The following is a 22,081-nucleotide window of genomic DNA, read 5'->3' as shown; positions in this document are numbered from 1 at the left end:
ACACTGGACGGCGTGGTGAGCACCGACTGGAAGAGCGATCTGCGGCAGCGCGGCTACCGGCTGACTCCCCAGCGCCAGCTTGTCCTGGAAGCGGTGGACGTGCTGGAGCACGCGACGCCCGACGACATCCTCACCGAGGTCCGCAAGACGGCCTCGGGAGTGAACATCTCCACCGTCTACCGGACGCTGGAGCTCCTGGAGGAGCTCGGCCTCGTCAGCCACGCCCATCTGGGCCACGGCGCGCCGACGTACCACCTCGCGGACCGGCACCACCACCTGCACCTGGTGTGCCGCGACTGCACGAACGTCATCGAGGCCGACGTGTCGGTGGCCGCCGAGTTCACCGGCAAGCTGCGCGAGACCTTCGGCTTCGACACCGACCTGAAGCACTTCGCGATCTTCGGCCGGTGCGAGGACTGCACAGCGAAAGGTACGACTAACGGGTCGTAGGCTTGCTGCCATGAAGAGCCCTCTGCTGTCCCTGCCCGGCGCCGTGCCCGCCGAGGGGCACGACGAAGGTGTCGCCGCCCATTACGGCGACCTGTTCCGCGAGCAGCGCGCCCTCGCCGCCGGCACCGGCCTGGTCGACCTGAGCCACCGCGGTGTCGTCACCGTCAGCGGCGACGACCGGCTGAGCTGGCTGCACCTGCTGCTGACGCAGGCCGTCAGCGACCTGCCGACCGGGCACGCCACCGACGCGCTGATCCTCTCCGCCAACGGGCACATCGAGCACGCCCTGTACCTCGTCGACGACGGCGAGACGGTCTGGGCGCACGTCGAGCCCGGCACGCAGGAGGCGCTGATCGGCTACCTGGAGTCGATGAAGTTCTTCTACCGCGTCGAGGTCGCCGACCGGACCGGCGACATCGCCGTCGTCCACCTCCCGGCCGGCTCCATCGCCGAGGTGCCGGAGGGCGTCGTCGTGCGCGAGACCCCGCACGGCCGGGACCTGTTCCTGCCGCGCGGCGACCTGGAGGCCTACGCGGCGGACCACGGGCCGCTCGCCGGGATCTGGGCGTACGAGGCGCTGCGCGTGGAGGCGCACCGCCCCCGGCTCGGCTTCGAGACCGACCACCGCACCATCCCGCACGAGATCGGCCTGATCGGCAGCGCCGTCCACCTCCAGAAGGGCTGCTACCGGGGCCAGGAGACCGTGGCGCGCGTCCACAACCTGGGGAAGCCGCCGCGCCGGATGGTCTTCCTGCACCTCGACGGCAGTGAGGTCCACCTGCCCCCGCACGGCACGCCGGTCCGGCTGAAGGCCGACGGGGACGAGGGGCGGCAGCTCGGCTTCGTCACCACCTCGGTACGCCACCACGAGCTCGGCCCCATCGCGCTCGCGCTGGTCAAGCGCAACGTTCCGGTGGACGCGGAGCTGATGGCCGGTGGCACGGCCGCCGCCCAGGAGGTCGTGGTCGAGCCGTAGGCGCGTGCGCCGGCCGACTCAGACGTCCACGACGATGGTGAACGGGCCGTGGTTGGTGAGCGAGACCCGCATGTCCGCGCCGAACCGGCCCGTCGCCACCGTCGCCCCCAGCTCCCGCAGGCGGGCCACCACCTCGTCCACCAGCGGCTCGGCCACCTCGCCGGGCGCCGCCGCGTTCCAGGTCGGGCGGCGGCCCTTGCGGGCGTCCCCGTAGAGGGTGAACTGCGAGATCACCAGCAAGGGTGCGTTCACGTCCGAGCAGGACTTCTCGCCCTCCAGGATCCGCACCGACCACAGCTTCCGGGCGAGCTGGGCGGCCTGCTCGGCCGTGTCCTCGTGGGTCACCCCCACGAGCACGCACAGGCCCTCGCCGACGATTTCCCCGACGGTCTCTCCCGCGACGACGACCTTGGCCCCGTCGACCCTCTGTACCACTGCACGCATACAGACCAACCTATCCGCGTCCGAACGGGTGCAGGCGCCTGCATCGGCAGTGGCACAAATGGCACCATGCCTCTCAGGCGGTGCTTTCCGCACCGGTCGAGGGGACGGATTCCTATGAGTACACCTGGCGCCGGGCAGACGCCACATCCCGTACCGATGACATGTGCCGGTGGCAGAGGGCCGCTGCGGCCACCGGCCCAGCGGACCGGCGACGCCGTCCTGCCGGAGGCGCGGCCGCACGACCTGACGGCCATGCGGCTGCCGGAGCTGCGCGCGCTGCGCCGGGACTCGCACGGCGACGAGGCGGACCTGAGCTACATCCGCAGACTCCTCCAGGGCCGCATCGACATCCTCCGCGCCGAGCTGGCGCGGCGGGGCGGGACGCAGGTCCCGGTCGTGGACCGGCTCTCGGAGATCCTCGCCGACACCCCGTCGCGCCACCGCTCCTCGGCCCGTCACGTGACCGTGTCGACGCCGCGCGGCGAGGAGTACCGGAGGCTGGCCGCCGAGATGCTCGCGGAGGTCGAGCTGTCGGACCTCACCGCCCGAACGGACGAAGAGCTGCACGCCGCGATGGGACGGCTCGCACGCTACGAACAGCAGGTCTCCCGGCGTCGCCAGCAGCTCCAGCGGACGGCCGACGACTGTAGCGCCGAGATCGCCCGCAGGTACCGTGAGGGTGAAGCCCAAGTAGACGATCTGCTCCGCTGAGCACGCCTGCGGGCGGGTCCCGTCCCGGAAGGTGGGCGTCATTGCAACCTCCGCCACCACCGTCATTCCCCCGGTCCTCGCCGAGGTGGTCCGTTCCGGCTTCGTCGAGGGTCACCACCGGGGGTCACTGGTCGTGCTGGCCCCGGACGGCACCGTCGAGGTGTCGGCCGGTGACCCGGCGGCGCCGGTCTTCCCCCGCTCGTCCCTCAAGCCCCTCCAGGCCGCCGCCGTGCTGCGCGCGGGCCTGGAGCTGTCGGGGGAGCGGCTGGCGCTGGCCACGTCGAGCCACTCGGGCGAGCCGTTCCACCTCGACCTCGCCCGCAAGATGCTCGCCGACCACGGGTTCACCGAGGCCGACCTCGCCACGCCGCCCGGCCTGCCGCTGGACCCGGTGGAGGCCGAGGCGTACCTGGCCGCCGGCAGGGTCCGGGACCGGATCGCCATGAACTGTTCCGGCAAGCACGCGGCGATGCTGGGGGCCTGCGCGGTCAACGGCTGGGACCCGCGCTCCTACCCGGACCGGCGGCACCCGCTCCAGCGGCTGGTCCTCGAGGAGGTGGAGGCCGCGTCCGGCGAGAGCGTGGCGGTGGTCGGCACGGACGGGTGCGGTACGCCGCTGACGGCGATCAGCCTGGTGGGGCTGGCCCGGGCGTTCCGCTCGTACGTGCTGGCCGAGCAGGGGACGCCGCAGCGGCTGGTCGCCGACGCGATGCGGGCGCACCCCGAGTACGTGGCGGGCACCCGGCGCTCGGACACCTGGCTGATGCGGGAGGTGCCGGGGGCGCTGGCGAAGGTGGGCGCGGAGGCGGTGCAGGCGGTCGCCCTCGCGGACGGCCGGGCGCTCGCCTTCAAGATCGACGACGGTTCCTCGCGGGCCGTGGGCCCGGTGCTGGCGCGGGCGCTGGGGATGCTGGGCGTCGACGGGCCGGTGGTCGGCCGCATCGCGGACGCACCGCTGCTGGGCGGCGGGGAGCGGGTGGGCGAGGTCCGGGCGGCGTTCTGACCCGCGCGCGGGCGGTCGGGCGGGCGGGCGGCGGTGGCGCGGTCCGCGTGGGCGGCCCGGGCTGCGGGGCGGAAAACCGGGTGCGGGCGCCGGGGGGCGCCGCCTAGCGTGGCGCCCATGAGCGTCGACGTCCGCACGGTCACCGCGTCCGAGTTCCCCGACTGGCTGCGCGCCCGGCGCACCGGGTTCATGCAGCCGCCCGTGGTGCCGGACGACGAGGTGCGGCAGAGACTGCCGTACGTCGACCTCGGCCGCACCCAGGGGGCGTTCGACAACGGCCGCTGCGTCGCCACCTTCCGTTCGTTCGCGCAGGAGTTGACCGTCCCCGGCGGTGCCCGGCTCGTCGCCAGCGCGGTGTCCAATGTGACCGTCTCGCCGACGCACCGGCGGCGCGGGCTGCTCAGCCGCATGATGGCGGCGGACCTCGCGGCGGCCAAGGAGCGCGGGGAGGCCGTCTCGACCCTGATCGCGGCCGAGTACCCGATCTACGGGCGGTACGGGTACGGCCCGGCCACCTGGACCACCGAGTGGACGGTCGACGTGCGGCGCGCCGGGCTCGACCCGCGCTGGTCGGGCCCGGGCGACGGCGGCCGCGTCGACCTGGTGGACGGCGAGGAGATCCGCAAGCTCGGCCCCGACGTCCACGACCGGCTGCGGGCCGTCCGGCACGGTGTGGTCAGCCGCGACCAGCGGGTGTGGGACGTCGCCACGGGCGCCGCGCGCTTGCCCGACCAGCCCTGGTCGGAGCCGTTCTACGCCACGTACCGCTCGGCGGCGGGGGAGCTGGAGGGGTACGTCTGCTACGCCGCGGACGACACCTGGGAGGCCAAGCGGCCCGAGTGCCGGGGCACCGTGCGTGAACTGCTCGCCCTGACCCCGGCCGCCGAGCGGGCGCTGTGGCGCTTCGTCTGCTCCGTGGACTGGATGACCACGGTCACGACCGGTCTGCGCGCCCCCGACGACCTGCTGCCGCTGCTGCTGCCCGACCCCCGGGCGGCGCTCGTGACCACGCACGCCGACTTCCTGTGGGTGCGGATCGTCGACGCCGTACGGGCCCTGGAGGCGCGTACGTATGCCGGCAGCGGCCGTCTGGTGCTGGAGCTGCGCGACGCGGCGGGCCTGGCGGGCGGCCGGTTCCGGCTGGACGCCTCGCCCGAGGGCGCGTCGTGCGCGCCGACCACCGCGTCGCCGGACCTGGCCATGGACGTGGCGGAGTTGGGGACGCTGTACCTGGGTGACGAGTCGGTGTCGCGGCTGGTGGAGCTGGGGCGGGTGGAGGAGGCGGCGCCGGGCGCGGCGGCGGTGGCCGACGTACTCCTGCGCACCGCGCGCCGGCCGTGGTGCCCGGACATCTTCTAGACCCGGGCCCTTCCGGCCCCTGTGCGGGCCGTCCCCGGTCTGGCACCCTCGTCGTACCCCTGGCCCCGGCCCCCTGGTGGCGACTGTGTGCGACGACGACCTCATCGATGTCCTCGGCGGTACCGAGCACGTGCTGTTCGGCTTCGAGGGCACCCTGCTGCGCGCGGGTGCGACCGCCTGGCCCACGCCCTACGCCGACCCGCTGGTGCGCACCCTGGCTGCGGTCGGCACGGGGCTCGTCGTGGTCACCGGCACCCCGCGGGAGGTGGTGGCCCGCTACCTGGCCGCCCGGGGCCTGTCGGGCTGTTTCGGCCCGCACGTCCACGCCGGTGCGGGGGACGCCCTGGCGTCGCTGGACGCGGCGCCCGCCACGTGCCTGATGATCGGTGCCACGCCCGCCGACCTGGCCGCCGCCCGGGAGGCGGGCGTGCCGTTCCTGGGCTACGGCCGGGCCGAGCGGACCGCCGAGCTGCTGCGCGCGGCGGGGGCGGACCGGGTGGTGCCGTCCCTGGAGCCGGTGCTGGCCGCCGTACGCGAGGCCGCTCACCGCTCAGCGCGTACGCACACGGAACAGCGCGCCTGACAGACCCACCGCGACCGCGAGGAGTCCGGCGCACCAGGCGAGGGCGACGGCGGGCGCGGTGCCGACCGGCTGGTCCAGCAGGAGGCCCCGGAGGGATTCGATCACCGGGGTGACCGGCTGGTGGTCGGCGAAGCCGTGGAGCCAGGTGGGCATCGTCTCGATGGGGACGAAGGCGCTGCTCGGGTAGGGCAGAAACATCATCAGGAAGGTGAAGCCGCTCGCCGCCTCGGGGGTGCGGGCCAGCAGTCCGACGGCCGCCGAGAGCCAGGAGATCGCCACGACGAAGGCGAGCAGGATGCCGAGTGCGGCGAGCCAGCCGGCCGCGGAGGCGGAGGGGCGGAAGCCGATCAGGAAGGCGGCGCCGAGGACGAGCGCGGTCGACAGCAGGTTGCGGGCGGTGCTGGCGGCGACGTGGGAGGCGAGGATCGGGGTCGCGCCGACGTCGAGGGAGCGGAAGCGGTCGACGATGCCCTCCTTCATGTCCTCGCTCACGCGCACGGCGGTGGCCGACGAGCCGAAGCCGGCGCAGAGCAGCAGGACGCCGGGGACGACGTAGGTGACGTACCGGGTCCCGGTGTCGATGGCGCCGCCGAAGAAGTAGACGAAGATCAGCATCAGCATGACCGGCAGCGCCAGCGCGGTGATGACGGCGTCGACGTTGCGACGGCTGAGGCGGATGCCGCGGCCGGTCAGCGTCAGGGCGTGGGTGAGGGTGTCAGGCATGGGCCCGCTCCTTGGCGGTCAGGGCGAGGAAGACGTCGTCGAGCGTGGCGCTGTGCAGGCTGAAGCGGGCGATGTCGGTGCGGCCGGGGTCGAGCTCGTCGAGCAGGGCGCGCACCTGGGCGGCGGTGCCGTCCGTGGGGATGCCGAGCGTGAGCGTCTCGGGGGCGTGGTGCACGGCGCGGGCGGCCAGACGCCGGTAGGCGGTCTCGTGGTGGAGGACGACGTCGAGGCGGTGGCCCCGGACGCGCGTCTTGAGCTGCTCGGCGGTGCCTTCGGCGACCAGTTGTCCGGCGTTCAGCACGCCGATGCGGTCGGCCAGCCGGTCGGCCTCCTCCAGGTACTGGGTGGTGAGCAGGACCGTGGTGCCGCGTGCCGCCACTTCGGTGACCACCTGCCACAGCTCCCGCCGGCTGCGGGGGTCGAGCCCGGTCGTGGGCTCGTCGAGGAAGACCACCTCGGGTTCGCCGACCAGGCCGGCGGCGAGGTCGAGGCGGCGCCGCATGCCGCCGGAGTAGGTGCCGGCGAGGCGGCGCCGGGCGTCGGTGAGCCGGAAGCGTTCGAGCAGTTCGCCGGCGCGGCGGGCGGCGGCGGCGCGGGACAGGCCGGTCAGGCGGGCCATCATGCGCAGGTTCTCCTCGCCGGTCTGCATGGCGTCGACCGCCGCGAACTGGCCGGTCAGGCTGATGGCGCGGCGCACCCGGGGGCGGTCGGTGACCACGTCGTACCCGGCGACGCGGGCGTGTCCGGCGTCGGCGCGGCTGAGGGTGGCGAGGATGCGGACGGTGGTGGTCTTGCCGGCGCCGTTGGGGCCGAGCAGGGCGTGCACGGTGCCGCGCTCCACCCGCAGGTCGATGCCGTCGAGCACGGGGACGTCCCCGTAGGACTTGCGGAGGCCGGTGGCCTCGATGGCCGGTGGCGGTGTCATGGCGCTCCCCCTTCTGCGTATGGCATACGCGTCACTGTGTAAGGGTTACGCATTACTAGGATGGGCGTCAACCAGAGGGAGGCCGGCGGATGAGCGACAGTGACGGCACGGGGCTGCCCGCGAGCATCGAGGCCGCCTGGGGCCTGCGGGAACGTCCCGCCAAGGGCCCGAAGCCGGGACTCAGCCTGGAGCGGATCGTCGACGCGGCGGCCGGCCTCGCCGCGACCGAGGGCCTGGCGGCCGTCTCCATGGGCCGCATCGCCAAGGAACTGGGCGTCTCGACGATGTCCCTGTACCGGTACGTCGGCGCCAAGGACGAGCTGTACGTGCTGATGGTGGACCGGTCGCTCGGCGCCCCGCCGCCGCTGCCCGCCCCCGGCACCGGCTGGCGCGAGGCGCTCGCCACCTGGGCCTGGGAGCAGCGGGCGGCCCTCCAGCGGAACCTGTGGGCGCTGCGCGTACCGATCTCCGGGCCGCCCGTCACGCCCAATTCGGTGGCGTGGTGGGAATGGGGGCTGGTCGCCCTCGAGGGCACCGGGCTCGACGAGGGCACCAAGATCTCGGTGATCCTGCTGGTCAGCGGGTACGTGCGCAACGAGGCCGGGCTCATGGCCGACATCGACGCGGCGATCCGCGCGACCGGCGGCACCCCCCAGGAGGTCATGTCCCGCTACGCCCGCACCCTCCAGCGGCTGGCCGACCCCGCCCGTTACCCGGCCGTCGCGCGGATGCTCGCCGCCGGGGTGATCGACCAGCCGGACGACCCCGACGCCGAGTTCCGCTTCGGCCTGGACCGCGTGCTCGACGGCGTCCAGGCACTGGTGGACCGGGTCAGACCGTGACGACCACCTTGCCCAGCAGGCTCCGGTCCTCGATCGCCGCATGGGCCTGCGCCGCCCGCTCCAGGGGGAAGGTCCCGCCGACCACCGGGCGCACCAGCCCCGCGGCCGCCGCGTCCAGCGCCCGGCCCGCGAGCCGGGCGTGGTCCGCCTCCGAGAGCTGGACGTCGCCGATGCCCAGCACCCGTACGCCCCGCCGCTCCGCCTCCGCCGTGTCGACCCGCGCGAAGTCGCCGGTCGGCGCGCCGTGCGCGGAGAACCGCCCGCCGTCCGCCACGAGCGCGAACGCCGCCAGGCCCACCTGACCGCCCACCCCGTCCAGGACGACGTCCGCCCCGGCGGGGCCGAGGGCCTCGCGGGCGCGCCCGACCCAGTCGGGGGCGGCCGTGTCGACCACCGCGTCGGCGCCCAACTCGCGTACGAGCGCCGCCTTGCGCGCCCCGCGCACGGTGCCCACCACCCGGGCGCCCGCCGCCCTCGCGAGCTGCACCAGCACGGTGCCCATGCCGCCCGACGCCCCGACGATCAGCACCGACTCACCGGGCTTGAGCTCCGTGGCGTCCAGCAGCGCGGTGGCCGTGACACCGTCGTGGACCAGCGCGGCGGCGTCCGTGAACGCCAGCCCGTCCGGGACCGGCACCAGCGAGGCCACGCCGGCCACGGCCCGCTCCGCGTACCCGCCGGTCAGGCCCAGGGAGGCGACCACGCGGCGGCCCAGCCACCGCGCCGCGTCCACCCCGGGGCCCACGGCCCGTACCGTCCCGGCGATGCCCCCGCCGGGGACGAACGGCGGCTGGAGCGGGAACCACTGGCCGGCCCGGCCCGCCCGGAGCTGGGTGTCCAGGAAGATCGTGTCCACCGCCGCGACGTCCACGAGCACCTGGCCCCGCCCCGCCACCGGCTCCGGGGCCTCGGCCGGTACCAGGACCTCCGGTCCGCCGAACACCCTCACCTGAGTCACGCGCATCGCGCTCACACCCCTCCCGTCACGCGGGCAGGTTCCGGTCCGCCCGGGCCCGCTCGGACGAGTCTCGAACCTCAAGTTCGCTCGAGGTCAAGCGGTGCGTAGGCTCGTCGGCATGAGCGGGTTGCGCGAACGCAAGAAGCGGCAGACGTACGAGGCGATCTCGGAGGCGGCGATCGCCCTCTTCCTGGAGAAGGGCTTCGACCGCGTCCCGGTCGCCGAGGTCGCCGCCGCGGCGGAGGTCTCCAAGCCGACGCTCTTCCGCTACTTCCCGGCCAAGGAGGACCTGGTCCTGCACCGGTTCGCCGACCACCGCGAGGAGGCGGCCCGCGTGGTCCTGGCGCGGCCGGACGGCACCGGGCCGCTGGCGGCGCTGCACCGCCACTTCACCGGCGGCCTCGCCCGCCGCGACCCGGTGACCGGGCTGAACGACGACCCGGAGGTGCTCGCCTTCCAGCGCCTGCTGTACGGCACGCCCAGCCTGGTCGCGCGGCTGTACGCGTACCAGGGCGCGTCCGAGCGGGCGCTGGCCGACGCGCTGGGCGGCGGTGTCCGCGAGCGCCTGGCGGCGGGTCAGATCATCGCCGTACAGCGCGTCCTGGCGGAGGAGAACTGGCGGCGCATCGAGGCGGGCGAGAGCGCCGGCGCGGTGGAGCCGGACGCGGTGGCCGCCGCGGACCTGGCCTTCCGGCAGCTCGCGGAGGGGCTGCCGCTCTGAGGGCACCGGCGGTGGCGGACCGCCGCCCCCTCCTCCGGAGAGCGGCGGTCCGGTATTCCGGGCGCCCGGTCACCACATGACGGGCAGCCGCTCCGGAATCCGCTTCATGAATCCGGTGCGCCACACCAGTTGCTCGATCGGGACCGCGAGCTGGAAGCCGGGCATCCGGTCGAGCAGGGTCTCCAGGGCGATCTCCGCGTGCTTCTTGCCCAGCGCGGTCGCCGGGCAGTAGTGCCGGCCGCCGCCGAAGGAGAGGTGAGCCGTGTTGTTCTCCCGCGTGAGGTCCACGGTGTGCGGGTCGGTGAACACCTCGGGGTCGAAGTTGGCGCCCTCGACCAGTACCAGGACCAGTTCGCCCTTCCTCACCTCCACGTCGCCGAGCGTCACGTCCTCCATGGCCAGGCGCGGCAGGCCGTCACCGATGGAGAGGTTGATCCGCAGCAGCTCGTCGACGGCCGCCGGGATCTTCGTACGGTCGGCGAGGAGTTCGGCCGTGAGCTCCGGGTGCTGGATGAGGGAGACGAGGGCCATGGTCAGGAAGCCGGCGGTGGAGATGACCCCGGCGCCGAACATGGTCACGCCGACCGTCGCCAGCATCTCGTCCGTGAGGTGGCCGTACTCGGCGTCCTCGCGCAGCGCCGCCAGCTCCGCCATCAGCCCCGTGGTGGCCGGGTCGTCCAGGCGCTCCACCATGTAGGCGATGTCGCGGTCCCAGTTGAGCCTGGCGCCCGCGACGGGGCAGGCCGAGTTCATGAACGCGATGTCCAGGCTGCGCATCAGCCGGGGCGCGTCCGCCTGCGGGATGCCGAGGATGTGGCAGTGCATGGCGGCGGAGTACGGGTCGGCGAAGGAGCCGCGCAGGTCGGCCGGGGCGCCCTCGGCCATCAGCGCGTCGACCAGCTCGGCGGCGTTCGCCCGCATCCACTCGGCGAGGCCGGGCGCCTTCGGGTTGAGCGCCTTGAGCACCGCCTTGCGCAGTCCGGCCCCGGTGATGTTGCCCATGTTGTTGACGACCTCGGGCGGGATCGTCAGCGCGTACTGCCGCGGCACGCCCGGCGCCGAGGTGTCCTTGAGGCTGAACCGCTGGTCCTCCAGGACCTGCTTGCACAGGGCGTGGGAGGACACCAGCCACGCCTCGTCACCGGCGATGGTCCGCACCCGCTTGACCGGCTCCTCGCGCAGCATGCCGATCTCGGCGGGCAGTTGGTCGCCCCGCCAGGAGAACGGGAAGCCGGGGAGCTCGCCGGACGGTGCGGACGGTGCGGGCGGCGTCTCAACGGACATGGGTGGTGTCTCCTTCGGCGGCGTGCTGCGCGGGCTGGGCGGGGGTCACGATCGCGTGGCCCTGGTTGCGGGACGCGCGCAGTCCTGAGCCGCGCGAGTAGAGCAGCTCGGCCATCGGCAGGAGCTGGTGGTAGCAGTTGAGGGAGGAGGGAACGCCCAGGATGGCCGGGGTGTCCAGGAACAGCGGGGCCTCGGCGCACACGTACTCCAGGCACACCGCGCGCTGCCGCTCGGTGGCGGCCCGGCCGCCCAGCACCTTGGAGGACAGGAAGGCGTCGATCAGCGCCTCGCACGTCGCCCGGAACTCGGCGTCCACATCCAGTCGGCGGAGGAGGTGGTCGTGGAGGGCCCGGTACGCGGGGTTGTCCTGGAACGCCGACATCGGGTGGGCGCGCAGGCGCCGCCCGTCGGGGTCGACGGCCGCGACGGCGTTGGTGACCTTGGCCCGTACGCCGCGCAGGTTCTTCACCGCCTTGCGGCGGGCGTCGTCGGCGGTGTAGCCGGACGCCTCGTACATCTCGGCCACGTGGAGGTCGGTATAGACGAAGTCCACCTGGTCGAAGTGGGCCGTGCCCCAGCGGGCCAGGTCGGTGACGCGCTGGGCGGAGAAGTAGCTGTTGCCGGGTGACACGCCGATCACGGCGTGGGCGCCCTCGGCGCAGATCACCTGGCAGTGGGCGGTGTAGGGCCGGAGGGTGAACAGTGCGGCGGCCGGGTCGGGAGGGGTGAAGGGCTGGATCTCGAAGACGGTCTCAGTCGTCAACTGGGAGGAGTCCTTCGCGTCGCTAGTCCCGGAGGAGCCTCGTGCTCCTGGTGTGGCGACGACGGCGAAAAGTTAGCTTCCGGCCACGGAGAGTGTCAACGAGAGTCCGAGCGTTTCCGTTGCGTACACGCAGAAGTACGGTCCGTGTAACCAACCGTTCATATTGAGCTTGGGCAAAAAACGTTACTCGGTTACGTTATTCTGGGTGGAATGACGTCACTCGACCATGAACTCAGCAAGGAACGGGCCCACCACGACACCTGCCGCGCCGCCCTCGACCGCATGGTCGACGGCGCCGCCCACCACGTCGTCACCGGGGAGGACGTCTCCGCGTCGGGCGCCGACGCCGAAGCCCTCGGGTACCACCTCCGCAGCCACGCCAAGGAGATGCGCGAGGAGCCGCGCGGCCCGCTGTTCTTCGGCCGCCTCGACCTCGAGGACGGCCACCGCCACCACATCGGGCGCCGCCGCATCGGCGAACACCCGGCCGCCCCGCCCCTCGTCGTCGACTGGCGCGCCCCCGTCGCCCGGCCCTTCTACCAGGCGAGCGCCCGCGACCCGCTGGGCGTGCGGGTGCGGCGGCGGTTCGGCTGGGCGCCGCTGTCCGACGGCGACTCGGCCGACCTGACGGGGCTGGAGGACGAGCACCTGACCGCCGGGGAGGGCGGCGGACCCGGCGCGCTCCTCACCGGCGAGATCGAACGCCCCCGCGTGGGGCCGATGCGGGACATCGCGGCCACTATCCGGCCCGAGCAGGACGACCTCGTGCGCGCCGGGCTCACCGAGTCCCTCTGCGTCCAGGGCGCCCCGGGCACCGGGAAGACCGCCGTCGGCCTGCACCGGGCCGCGTACCTGCTCTACACCCACCCGCAGCGCATCCGGCGGGGCGGGCTGCTGATCCTCGGGCCGAACCGCACCTTCCTGTCCTACATCGCCGAAGTCCTGCCCGCGCTCGGCGAGTCGGACGTGCGGCAGTGCACCCTCGAGGACGAGATCGACCGGGGCCACCCGGTACGGGCCGAGGACGCTCCCGCGGCCGAGGCGGTCAAGCACGACGCCCGCATGGCCGGCGTCCTGCACCGCGCCCTGTACGCCCGGACCGCCCTGCCCACCGGGCCGCTGGAGGTGCCCGACGGCTCGTACCGGTGGCGGGTTCCGGCGGACGAACTCGCCGGGATCGTCGCGGACGTACGGGCGGAGGCGCCGCCCTACGCGGTGGGGCGCGAGCGGGTGCGCAGCCGGGTGGTGCGGGCGGTACGGCTGCGGGCGGAGCGGCGGGCCGGGCCCAGGAGCGGGGCGTGGGAGCAGCGGACCGGGCGGTCGAGGGCGGTGGCGGCGCTGCTGGACGCGTGCTGGCCCAGGGTCACGCCCGAGGAGGTCCTCGCCGGGGTGCTGGCCGACCCGTGCGACCCGGCGCTCACCGCGGCGGAACGGGACGCGATCCGGTGGGCGAGGCCGCCGCGTTCGTACCGCTCCGCCCGGTGGAGCGCGGCCGACCTGGTCCTGCTCGACGAACTGGCCGGGCTCGTCGAACGGCCCCCCGGCTACGGGCACATCGTGGTGGACGAGGCGCAGGACCTCTCCCCGATGCAGTGCCGCGCCATCGCCCGGCGCGCCGGCTCCGGCTCCCTGACCGTGCTCGGGGACCTGGCGCAGGGAACCACCCCCTGGGCCGCCCGCGACTGGTCCGAGCACCTCGCCCACCTGGGGCGGACATCGGTGCCCGTGGTCGCCCTGACGACCGGGTACCGCGCCCCGGCGGGTGTCGTCGCGCTCGCCAACCGACTGCTCGCCGCGCTGGACGTGGACGTGCCGCCCGGCCGGTCGCTGCGCCGGGACGGCGAGGTGACGGTCCGTGAGGTGCGGGACGTCCGTGAGGCCGTGTGCGGTGCCGTGCGGGCTGCGCTCGCCCGCGAGGGCTCCATCGGCGTGATCGCCGCGGCGCGGGCGGTGCCCGGGCTGCGCGCCGCGCTGGAGGCGGCGGGCCTGGCCGGGCACCGGGTGACGGTGCTGCCCGCCGCGCTCGCCAAGGGCCTGGAGTACGACCACGTCGTGGTGGCCGAGCCCGCCGACATCGTGGCGGCCGAACCGCGCGGGCTGAACCGGCTGTACGTGGTCCTCACCCGCGCGGTGTCGCGGCTGGACGTCCTGCACGCCCGTCCGCTGCCCGGACCGCTGCGGCGGGGCTGACCGTCTCGCGGGGCGCGGGCCGGGGCGCGGGGGTGCGGCGCAGCACGGTGGCGGCGACGGCGAGGGCGGCGGCGAGGAGTCCCGTACCGACGGCGAAGGCCAGTCGGTAGCCGCCGGTCAGCGCCTCGGCCCGGCCGCTGCCGCCCGCCAGCAGGGCGTCCGTGCGGGCGGCGGCCAGGGTGGACAGGACGGCGACGCCGAGCGCCATGCCGACCTGCTGGGTGGTGTTGAACAGCCCGGACGCCAGCCCGGCGTCGTCCTCGCCCGCGTCCGACATGCCGAGCGTGGTGAGGGCGGGCAGGGCGAGTCCGAACCCGGCGGCGAGCAGCATCACGGGCAGCAGGTCGACGGCGTAGTTCGCCTGGACGGGAAGGCGGGTGAGCAGTCCGAGGACGCCGGTCAGCAGCACCAGCCCGGTCAGCAGGACGGCGCGCTCGCCGAACCGGCCGATGAGGCGGGCGGAGACGCCCAGGGAGACGGCGCCGATCACGGCGGCGGCCGGGAGCATGGCGAGGCCGGTGGCGGCGGCGCCGTACCCGAGCACCTTCTGGAGGTAGAGCGCGACGAGGACCTGGAACGAGAACAGTGCGGCCACCATGAGCACTTGGACCACATTGGCCCCGGCGACGCTGCGCGAGCGCAGGACGCGCAGCGGCATCAGGGGGGTGGCGGCGGTGGCCTGGCGCACGGCGAAGGCGGCGAGCAGGGCGAGGGCGAGGGTGCCGAGGCCCAGCGTGTGCGGCGAGGTCCAGCCGTACGTCTCGACCTCCACCACCGTGTAGATGCCGGTCATCAGCCCGCCGGTGACCAGCGCGGCGCCGATGACGTCGGCGCCGGCGGCGAGCCCCCGGCCGCGGTCGGCGGGGAGCACGGGCACCGCGACGGCGAGGGCGGCCAGCCCGATCGGCAGGTTGATGAAGAAGATCCAGTGCCAGTCCAGGGCGTCGGTCAGGACTCCGCCGAGCACCTGCCCGAGCGACGCCCCGGCCGCGCCGGTGAAGCTGAACACGGCGATGGCCCTCGCCCGTTCACGGGGTTCGGTGTACAGCGTGATGAGGATGCCGAGGCTGACCGCGGAGGCCATCGCGCTGCCGGCGCCCTGGAGGAAGCGGGCGGCGATCAGTACGGCGGGCGAGCCCGCCACCCCGGCCAGCAGCGAGGCGGCGGTGAACAGGCCCGTGCCGGCGAGGAACATCCGCTTGCGGCCGATCAGGTCGCCGAGCCGTCCGGCCAGGAGGAGCAGGCTGCCGAAGGCGATCAGGTAGGCGTTGACGACCCAGCTCAGCGCGGCGGGGGAGAAGCCGAGGTCGTTCTGGATGGCCGGCAGGGCGACGGTGACGATGCTGCCGTCGAGCACGGTCATCAGCATGCCGGTGGCGATGACACCGAGGGCGAGAGTGCGTGGTGCGAGGGACATGGCGGTCTCTCCTGTCAGGGGACGCGAGGGTGCGCCGACAGGAGAGACCGTAGCAGATAGTTTTGTTGCAGACGATCTGTCGCAGACCTTTATCGGGGGCGGGGTGGTGGTTCGTGGCGGTCACTTCTCGCGCTGGCGGGCCCGCCGGGCCGGCCGCGGCCCCTCGACCGGGGTGGCCAGATGCCCTTCGGCCAGACGGTTGAGCGCGCGCAGCAGCGCCTCGCGGTCACCCTTGGGGAGGCCGGCCAGCGCCTCCGCGTGGACCCGGTCGACGACCTCCTGGCTGCGCCGGGCCACCCGCGCGCCCTCCTCGGTGACGGCGATGATCCGTGCGCGCCGGTCGGTGCTGGAGGGGCGGCGCTCGGCGAGCCCGGCCTGCTCCAGGGCGTCCACCGTGACCACCATGGTGGTCTTGTCCATGTCGCCGATCTCGGCGAGCTGGATCTGGGTGCGCTCCTCCTCCAGGGCGTGGACGAGGACGCAGTGCATGCGTGCCGTGAGTCCGATCTCCGCGAGCGCGGCCGACATCCGGGTCCGCAGGACGTGGCTGGTGTGGTCGAGAAGGAAGGAGAGGTCGGGCTCGGTGCGCGTGGGCGACATGGCGGTCATGCCCCCCAGCGTAGCCATTGGGTCCGTACTGGATTATCCGAAAGGGGACATTCGGAGGGGGAGGGGCTCAGAGCAGGGTGCAGGGGCGGGGCTCAGGCGGCCGGAGCGATGTTCTGGTTGGAGCGGAGGACGTTGGCGGGGTCGTAGTGCCGCTTCAGGGCCCGCAGGCGGCGCAGCTTGTCCTCGCCGTACGCCTGCCCGACGCGCCCGGCGCCCTCCTCCATGAGGAAGTTCACGTAGACGCCGGTGTGGTACGGCTCCAGCGCCGACCAGGTGCCGCGCACCCACGCGCGTTCCTCGTCGAAGCCGTCGGCGGACGTGCGGTTGCCGTTGATGTTGTACGTGTGGCCCGCCCCCCGCCCGCTGAACGCGGTCTCGTCGTCGCCGACACGGGCGACGGCTCCGCCGAGGTGGAAGATCCCGCACGTGGACAGCGGTGAGGCGATCCGCAGCGCGTGCTCGGCGGTGATGTCGACGACCTCGTCACCGAGCCGGCCGACGTCGCAGGCCCGGAAGTAGTACCACCAGCCGGACGGGAACGACGGGTCGAACATCGCCTGGTGCCGTACGAACGGCTTGGGCACGCACAGGTCCAGCAGCGGCCTGCCGAACTCCCGCATCGGCCGCACCACCTCCTGGCCGGTCTCGACGTCCCCGGCGTAGCAGCCGATCACCGTGACGACGCGGCGGCCGTGCAGCTCCGGCGGGATGGCGGGCAGCGGCGGCGCCTTGCGGAGGACGACCACGGTCGTCAGCTCGTCCGGTACGGCGGTGATCCAGTCCCGGTAGAAGCGCAGCACCTCGGGCGCGTCCTCCATGGGCCACAGCAGGGGCCCGGCGAGCACGGTCGGCCCCACCGGGTTCAGCCGGAACTCGAACTCCGTGACGACGCCGAAGTTGCTCCCGGCCCCGCGCACCGCCCAGAAGAGCTCGGGTTCGCGGTCCGCGCTCGCCGTGAGGAAGGTGCCGTCGGCCGTGACGAGGTCCACCGACAGGAGCTGGTCGACCGTGAGCCCGTACTTGCGCATCAGCCAGCCGATGCCACCGCCCAGGGTCAGCCCCGCGATGCCCGTGTGCGTGACGATCCCGGCGGGGACGGCCATGCCGAAGTGCTGGGTCTCCCGGTCCAGCGCCCCGAGCCGCACCCCGGCCTGGGCCCTGACCGTGCGGTTCTCCGGGTCCACGCGGATGCCGTTCATCGCCGACAGGTCGATGACGAGCCCGTCCTCGCACAGCGACTGCCCGGGGAAGCTGTGGCCCCCGCTGCGCACGGCGACCGGCAGCCCGGTGTTCCTCGCCCACCGCAGTGCCGCGACGACGTCCGTGACGCCGGTGCAGTACGCGATGAGGGCCGGGTACTTGTCGATCGACCCGTTCCAGATCCGCCGTGCCTCGTCCTAGCCGGCCTCGCCCCGCCGGACGAGCGCGCCGGCGAAGGAACCGGCCAGCTCCCGGTAGGCCGCTTCGTCCACTCTCGTGGCTTCGGTGAGCGCACCCATGGCCACTCCTCGCGCGAGTCGCCCCGCTCCCCAGTCTCCCACCGGGGGCGTGGCCCGGGCCAGGGCGTAACACTTTTGCAAGCGCCTGCTTGCAAAAGTTAGCAAGTGCGTGCACCATCGAGGCATGGCATCACTCAACGTCGGCAATCTCGGGGAGTACCTGCGCGAGCAGCGGCGCACCGCGCAACTGTCGCTGCGTCAGCTCGCCGAAGCCGCCGGGGTGTCCAATCCGTATCTGAGCCAGATCGAGCGCGGGCTGCGCAAGCCGAGCGCGGAGGTGCTCCAGCAGGTCGCCAAGGCGCTGCGCATCTCCGCCGAGACGCTGTACGTGCGGGCCGGAATCCTGGACGAGCGCGAGCGCGAGGAGCTGGAGACGCGCGCCGTCATCCTCGCGGACCCGTCGATCAACGAGCGGCAGAAGCAGGTGCTGCTCCAGATCTACGACTCGTTCCGCAAGGAGAACGGACTCGATACGGAGCCGAAGGATGCCGATCACACCACTGAGGACGGCATCTCACCCGAACTCTGACTCTGCGATCCGGGAGGACCACAGTCGTGGCCATCATCGAAGAACTCCGCACGCCCCTCTACTTCGCCGCCGGTACGGCGGACCTCGCCGTGCAGCAGGCGAAGAAGGTCCCCGGCCTGATCGAGCAGCTCGCCGCCGAGGCGCCCGCCCGCATCGACGCGGTGCGCAACACCGACCCCAAGGCCGTGCAGGAGAAGGTGAGCGCCCAGGCCAAGGAGGCCCAGGCCACCGTGCAGGCCAAGGTCACCGAGGTGCTCGGCTCCCTGGACACGGACCTGAAGAAGCTGGGCGAGAACGCGCAGCACCTGGCGCTGCGGAGCGTCGGCGTGGCCGCCGAGTACGCGGTCAGGGCGCGGGAGACGTACGAGAAGGTCGCCGAGCACGGTGAGCAGGCCGTGAAGCAGTGGCGCGGCGAGGCCGCCGAGGAGATCAACGAGATCGCCATCGCCGTCGAGCCGGACCCGGAGCCGAAGACCGCTCCCGCCGCGACCGCTCCCGCAGCGGCCGCGCCGGCCGCCAAGAAGGCCGCCCCGGCGAAGAAGGCGCCCGCGCCGCGCAAGCCGGCCGCGAAGAAGACCGCCTCGCCGGACGCCTGACCGGCGGGTCCCCGACCGGCCGTCCCCGCGCCTGGCCGGCCGGGTGCCCTTCGTGCTCCTGCCGGCTGGGTCCCCGTGCCCGCGCCGACCGGCCGGGTGGCCGACCGTCTGTGCCCGTGACCGCCCCGGCCGCCCGGTGCGGGGCGGGCGGGCACGGGGCGGGGTCGGGCGTAGGTGATCGGCGTGCGGGCCGTGGGCACGTTCGGGGGTGCCGGGGCGTTGTACGGGTACCTTGGCCGCGAGGCGCTTCACTCACTGACTAGGCGGTGCTCAGCATGTTGCTCGCAGGATTCAGCACGTTCCTCTTTCTGCTCAACCTCGCCATGCTCCTGATCGCCGTGGTCGCCCTGTTCATCGCGGTGACGGCACGCGAGGACGCCTACCGCGCCGCCGACAAGCAGACCAAGATGTTCTGGCTGATCATCCTGGGCGTCACGGTCGCGGTGAACCTGCTGGTGCCGATGTTGTTCCTCCAGATCGCCGGTCTCGTCGCCTCGATCGTCTTCATGGTCGACGTCCGGCCGGCCCTCCAGCAGGTGTCCGGGGGCGGCCGCGGCGGCCGGCGCGGCGGGTCCAGCAGCGACGGTCCGTACGGCCCCTACAACGGCGGCCGCTGACGGCGGCCCCGCCATGGCGGGCCCCGCCGCACGGCGGCCCGGCCGGGCGGCCCGCCGCCGCTAGCGGCGCTGCCCGCGGCGGCTCCGGGACGGGCGCCCGGCCGTGGGGTCCCCGGCCGTGCGCTCACGCGCGAGCAGCAGCACGGCCACGTCGTCCGTCAGCTCGCCGCCGTTCAGCTCCCGCACCTCGGCCACCGCCGCCTCCAGCAGCTCCTCGCCGCCCAGCCCCGAGGCGAGCTGGCGGTTGATCATCTCGACCATGCCGTCCTGGCCCAGCCGGGGCGAGTCCGGCCCCGCCGACCGGCCCTCGATCAGGCCGTCCGTGTACATCATCAGGCTCCACGCACCGCCCAGCTCCACCTGGCGGCGCGGCCAGCGGGCGCGCGGCAGCAGCCCCAGGGCGGGGCCGCCGTCCTCGTACGGCAGGAGCTGCGCCGCCCGACCGTGCCGGGCGATCAGGGGCGAGGGGTGCCCCGCCAGGCACAGCCCGGCCCGGCGCCCGTCCGGCGCGATGTCGACCGTGCACAGGGTCGCGAAGATCTCCTCGTTGTCCCGCTCGTGCTCCAGCACCTGCTGAAGCGTCGAGAGCAGTTCGTCGCCGCACAGCCCCGCCAGCGTCAGCGCCCGCCACGCGATGCGCAGCTCCACGCCGAGCGCCGCCTCGTCCGGACCGTGCCCGCACACGTCGCCGATCATGGCGTGCACGGTCCCGTCCGGCGTCCGCACGGTGTCGTAGAAGTCACCGCCCAGCAGTGCGCGCGAGCGCCCCGGCCGGTAGCGGGCGGCGAAGCGCAGGTCGGAGCCCTGGAGCAGCGGCGTGGGCAGCAGGCCCCGCTCCAGGCGGGCGTTCTCCTGCGCCCGCAGCCGGGACTCGGCCAGCTTGACCTGCACCGAGTCGGCCCGCTTGCGCTCCACGGCGTACCGGATGGCGCGGCTGAGCAGCGGTCCGTCCAGCTCCTCGCGGCACAGGTGGTCCTGGGCCCCGGCGCTCACCGCGGCCGCCGCCAGTTCGGCGTCGCCGGACGTGGTCAGGGCCAGGACGGCGTGGCGCGGCGCCAGGCGCAGTACGTGGTGCAGGGGCGCCAGCCGGTCGTCGCCCGGCTTGCCGGGGGCGAGGGCGAGGTCGACGAGCACGCAGTGCACGTCGTCGGTGAGGAGCCGCTCGGCCTCGGTGAGGTTGCGGGCGGTACGGATGCGGACCCGGCCGCCGGACGCGTCGACCAGCTCCGGAACGGTGAAGGTGCCCGCCGGGTCGTCCTCGATCACCAGGAGGGTGAGGTCCGTGCCGACGGCTGCGGTCGCGGCGACCGCGGTCTGGCTCGGCGTGTTCACCCTCTGGCGCGGTACGGGTACGGGCATCGGTTCGGTTTCCTTCCCTCCCCCCGAGGGCACGGCGGCCTCTCGGGCGAGAGACCACCGACGGGGACCATAGCGGTCCGCGGTGTCCGAACGGAATGGCGATCAGCGAAGAGCCGATGGCATATGCCGCGCAGCGGGAGGTAGTTGGGCACCGCGTCATGACGAACGTCACGCGCTGTGTGTTGGGCCGGTCACATCCCGGGACGTAACCGCCAGTAACGGCAGTGGCTCACATCACCGGGTGTACGGCTCACGCGTCCGGGCCGACGGCTCACGCGTCCGCGCGGACGGACGCGGACCGGGTGTACGGCCCACCCGGACCGGCCGCACCGCTCACTTGTCCGGGCGGACGACTCCGAGGATCGCCATGGAGCCCGCGCCCGCCACCGTGACGTTCCGTCCCGGCCGGGGGGCGTGGATGATCGCCCCGTCGCCGATGTACAGGCCGACGTGGCTGGCGTCCGCGTGGTAGATGATCAGGTCGCCCGGCCGCATGTCCTTGACGTCGACCCGGGGCAGCAGCCGCCACTGCTCCTGCGAGGTGCGCGGGATGCCCGTACCGGCCGACGCCCACGCCTGTGACGTCAGCCCCGAGCAGTCGAACGACCCCGGGCCCTCCGCGCCCCACACGTACGGCTTGCCGAGCTGGGCCGTGGCGTACGCGATCGCCTTCTTGCCCTGCGGGCTCGCGCTGCCGCCGATCCCGTCGAGGGCGCCGGAGCCGAGCCAGGCCGTCTGGGCCCTGGCCTGCTCGTCCCGCTCCAGTTGGAGCAGCCGCTCGCGCTCGGCGGCCTCCAGCCGCGACTCCAGCTTCTCGGCGGCAGCGATCTTGGTCTCGATCTGCTTCTTGGTCCTGGCCTGCTGGACGCGGTTGGCCTCCAGCCGGTTCCAGTGGGCGCCCGCGTCCTTGGTGTACGTCTCCAAGTCGGCCTGCCGCTGCGCCAGTTCGGCGAGGAGGTCCTTGGTCGCCTTCTGGCCCTGCCGGAGGCGGCCGACGCCGCTGAGGAAGAGCTGCGGGTCGTCGGTGAGGACGAGTTTGGCCTCGTCGGGTATGCCGCCGTTGCGGTACTGGGCGCGGGCGGCGGCGCCGGCCCGGTTCTTCAGGTCCGCGATGCGGGCCTGGCCCTCCACGATGGCCCGGGCCAGTCTGACGATCTCGGCCGACTGCTTCTTGGCCCGCTCGTCGGCGAGGTTGTACGCGTCGGTGGCGGAGGCGGCCTGGCGGTAGAGGGCGTCGATCTCCCGGCGCACCTCCTCCAGGCTCCGGTCCGGGGCGGGCGGTGCCGACGCGGGCGGCGCGGTGGCGGGCGGGGGCGGGACGGGCGCCGCGTACGCCGCCTGGACCGGTGACGCCAGCACGGTCAGGGCGCAGACCACGGTGATCGCGGCGGTGGCGCAGCGGCGTCGGTTCACGGACTCCCCCATCTCCCCATCTGATTTACCGTCAGTAACTTCGGGTGTCGATCGAGATGGTGCCATGAGGCCCGCGAAAACGACAGAGTCACACCCACCCATGGGGGACG

At 73.7% G+C, this 22,081-nt stretch carries 23 protein-coding genes; 12 read left to right on the top strand and 11 right to left on the bottom strand.

All coding sequences use genetic code 11. The features are described from left to right. The first annotated feature begins 12 nt into the window (after nt 1-12). Complete coding sequence (locus E2B92_RS10110; RefSeq protein WP_126884652.1) at nt 13-450, top strand: Fur family transcriptional regulator; 438 nt, start codon at nt 13-15, stop codon at nt 448-450. A gap of 10 nt (nt 451-460) precedes the next feature. Then, nucleotides 461-1,426 carry a CAF17-like 4Fe-4S cluster assembly/insertion protein YgfZ gene (gene ygfZ, locus E2B92_RS10105; protein ID WP_126884651.1) on the top strand — a complete coding sequence of 322 codons (966 nt, stop codon included), beginning with the start codon at nt 461-463 and terminating at the stop codon, nt 1,424-1,426. Between the two features lie 18 nt (nt 1,427-1,444). Here the strand turns inward: ygfZ and dtd are convergent, their stop codons facing one another. Further along, entirely contained in the window at nt 1,445-1,870 is a 426-nt protein-coding gene (gene dtd, locus E2B92_RS10100; RefSeq protein WP_126884650.1) for a D-aminoacyl-tRNA deacylase, read from the bottom strand. A 114-nt stretch (nt 1,871-1,984) separates the two neighbouring features. Here dtd and E2B92_RS10095 point away from each other — a divergent pair, with 114 nt between their 5' ends. From E2B92_RS10095 to E2B92_RS10080, 4 genes are all read left to right on the top strand, one after another. Beyond that, on the top strand, nt 1,985-2,581 hold the full coding sequence (locus tag E2B92_RS10095) for an RsiG family protein (protein WP_126884649.1): 597 nt from the start codon (nt 1,985-1,987) through the stop codon (nt 2,579-2,581). Nucleotides 2,582-2,612: 31 nt separating this feature from the next. Further along, nucleotides 2,613-3,584 carry an asparaginase gene (locus tag E2B92_RS10090; protein WP_126884648.1) on the top strand — a complete coding sequence of 324 codons (972 nt, stop codon included), beginning with the start codon at nt 2,613-2,615 and terminating at the stop codon, nt 3,582-3,584. 117 nt (nt 3,585-3,701) lie between these two features. Beyond that, entirely contained in the window at nt 3,702-4,943 is a 1,242-nt protein-coding gene (locus tag E2B92_RS10085; RefSeq protein ID WP_126884757.1) for a GNAT family N-acetyltransferase, read from the top strand. Nucleotides 4,944-5,028: 85 nt separating this feature from the next. Next, nucleotides 5,029-5,526 carry an HAD family hydrolase gene (locus E2B92_RS10080; RefSeq protein ID WP_126884756.1) on the top strand — a complete coding sequence of 166 codons (498 nt, stop codon included), beginning with the start codon at nt 5,029-5,031 and terminating at the stop codon, nt 5,524-5,526. Here the strand turns inward: E2B92_RS10080 and E2B92_RS10075 are convergent. Then, nucleotides 5,494-6,249 carry an ABC transporter permease gene (locus E2B92_RS10075; protein WP_126884755.1) on the bottom strand — a complete coding sequence of 252 codons (756 nt, stop codon included), beginning with the start codon at nt 6,247-6,249 and terminating at the stop codon, nt 5,494-5,496. The genes E2B92_RS10080 and E2B92_RS10075 overlap by 33 nt on opposite strands. After that, the gene (locus E2B92_RS10070; protein ID WP_126884754.1) at nt 6,242-7,174 is read right to left on the bottom strand and encodes an ATP-binding cassette domain-containing protein; all 933 of its coding nucleotides are present in this window, start codon (nt 7,172-7,174) and stop codon (nt 6,242-6,244) included. The genes E2B92_RS10075 and E2B92_RS10070 overlap by 8 nt, the downstream gene beginning before the upstream one ends. A gap of 89 nt (nt 7,175-7,263) precedes the next feature. Here E2B92_RS10070 and E2B92_RS10065 point away from each other — a divergent pair, with 89 nt between their 5' ends. Then, entirely contained in the window at nt 7,264-8,016 is a 753-nt protein-coding gene (locus E2B92_RS10065; protein WP_126884753.1) for a TetR/AcrR family transcriptional regulator, read from the top strand. Here E2B92_RS10065 and E2B92_RS10060 read toward each other — a convergent pair. Next, nucleotides 8,006-8,980 carry a zinc-binding dehydrogenase gene (locus tag E2B92_RS10060; protein WP_185923560.1) on the bottom strand — a complete coding sequence of 325 codons (975 nt, stop codon included), beginning with the start codon at nt 8,978-8,980 and terminating at the stop codon, nt 8,006-8,008. The two genes, E2B92_RS10065 and E2B92_RS10060, sit on opposite strands and share 11 nt — an antisense overlap. Before the next feature lie 112 nt (nt 8,981-9,092). On the opposite strand from E2B92_RS10060, the gene E2B92_RS10055 reads away from it, so the two are divergent. Continuing rightward, nucleotides 9,093-9,695, top strand: a complete 603-nt coding sequence (locus tag E2B92_RS10055; protein ID WP_126884751.1) for a TetR/AcrR family transcriptional regulator — start codon at nt 9,093-9,095, stop codon at nt 9,693-9,695. Between the two features lie 69 nt (nt 9,696-9,764). On the opposite strand, the gene E2B92_RS10050 is transcribed toward E2B92_RS10055, so the two are convergent. Beyond that, nucleotides 9,765-10,979, bottom strand: coding sequence for a cytochrome P450 (locus E2B92_RS10050; protein WP_126884750.1), 1,215 nt, complete (start codon nt 10,977-10,979; stop codon nt 9,765-9,767). Further along, nucleotides 10,969-11,742 (bottom strand): tRNA-dependent cyclodipeptide synthase, encoded by a 774-nt coding sequence (locus tag E2B92_RS10045; RefSeq protein ID WP_126884749.1) that lies wholly within the window; start codon nt 11,740-11,742, stop codon nt 10,969-10,971. Before E2B92_RS10045 ends, E2B92_RS10050 begins: the two co-directional genes overlap by 11 nt. Nucleotides 11,743-11,952: 210 nt before the next feature. Here E2B92_RS10045 and E2B92_RS10040 point away from each other — a divergent pair, with 210 nt between their 5' ends. After that, complete coding sequence (locus E2B92_RS10040; RefSeq protein ID WP_126884748.1) at nt 11,953-13,932, top strand: HelD family protein; 1,980 nt, start codon at nt 11,953-11,955, stop codon at nt 13,930-13,932. Here the strand turns inward: E2B92_RS10040 and E2B92_RS10035 are convergent. The 3 genes from E2B92_RS10035 to E2B92_RS10025 form a co-directional block, all read right to left on the bottom strand. Continuing rightward, entirely contained in the window at nt 13,862-15,349 is a 1,488-nt protein-coding gene (locus tag E2B92_RS10035) for an MFS transporter (protein WP_126884747.1), read from the bottom strand. The genes E2B92_RS10040 and E2B92_RS10035 overlap by 71 nt on opposite strands. Nucleotides 15,350-15,469: 120 nt before the next feature. After that, the gene (locus tag E2B92_RS10030; RefSeq protein WP_126884746.1) at nt 15,470-15,958 is read right to left on the bottom strand and encodes a MarR family winged helix-turn-helix transcriptional regulator; all 489 of its coding nucleotides are present in this window, start codon (nt 15,956-15,958) and stop codon (nt 15,470-15,472) included. A 92-nt stretch (nt 15,959-16,050) separates the two neighbouring features. Then, nucleotides 16,051-17,304 carry an FAD-binding oxidoreductase gene (locus E2B92_RS10025; protein ID WP_260604327.1) on the bottom strand — a complete coding sequence of 418 codons (1,254 nt, stop codon included), beginning with the start codon at nt 17,302-17,304 and terminating at the stop codon, nt 16,051-16,053. A 277-nt stretch (nt 17,305-17,581) separates the two neighbouring features. On the opposite strand from E2B92_RS10025, the gene E2B92_RS10020 reads away from it, so the two are divergent. From E2B92_RS10020 to E2B92_RS10010, 3 genes are all read left to right on the top strand, one after another. Then, the gene (locus E2B92_RS10020) at nt 17,582-17,986 is read left to right on the top strand and encodes a helix-turn-helix domain-containing protein (protein WP_126884744.1); all 405 of its coding nucleotides are present in this window, start codon (nt 17,582-17,584) and stop codon (nt 17,984-17,986) included. 26 nt (nt 17,987-18,012) lie between these two features. Beyond that, on the top strand, nt 18,013-18,582 hold the full coding sequence (locus E2B92_RS10015; RefSeq protein ID WP_126884743.1) for a hypothetical protein: 570 nt from the start codon (nt 18,013-18,015) through the stop codon (nt 18,580-18,582). A 275-nt stretch (nt 18,583-18,857) separates the two neighbouring features. Next, nucleotides 18,858-19,199: a DUF2516 family protein gene (locus E2B92_RS10010; RefSeq protein ID WP_126884742.1), complete on the top strand. Its 342-nt coding sequence runs from the start codon at nt 18,858-18,860 to the stop codon at nt 19,197-19,199. 60 nt (nt 19,200-19,259) lie between these two features. Here the strand turns inward: E2B92_RS10010 and E2B92_RS10005 are convergent, their stop codons facing one another. Both E2B92_RS10005 and E2B92_RS10000 read right to left on the bottom strand, forming a co-directional pair. Further along, nucleotides 19,260-20,558, bottom strand: coding sequence for a PP2C family protein-serine/threonine phosphatase (locus E2B92_RS10005; protein WP_126884741.1), 1,299 nt, complete (start codon nt 20,556-20,558; stop codon nt 19,260-19,262). A 333-nt stretch (nt 20,559-20,891) separates the two neighbouring features. Next, a complete protein-coding gene (locus E2B92_RS10000) occupies nt 20,892-21,971 on the bottom strand; it encodes a C40 family peptidase (RefSeq protein ID WP_133087474.1) in 1,080 nt (359 codons plus the stop codon). Between the last annotated feature and the right edge of the window lie 110 nt (nt 21,972-22,081).

Origin of the sequence: Streptomyces sp. WAC05374, assembly GCF_004353505.1 — a bacterium.
Classification (GTDB): Bacteria; Actinomycetota; Actinomycetes; order Streptomycetales; family Streptomycetaceae; genus Streptomyces.
Note: the sequence above shows the minus strand (reverse complement) of the source record. Positions and strands in the feature narration are given on the sequence as shown.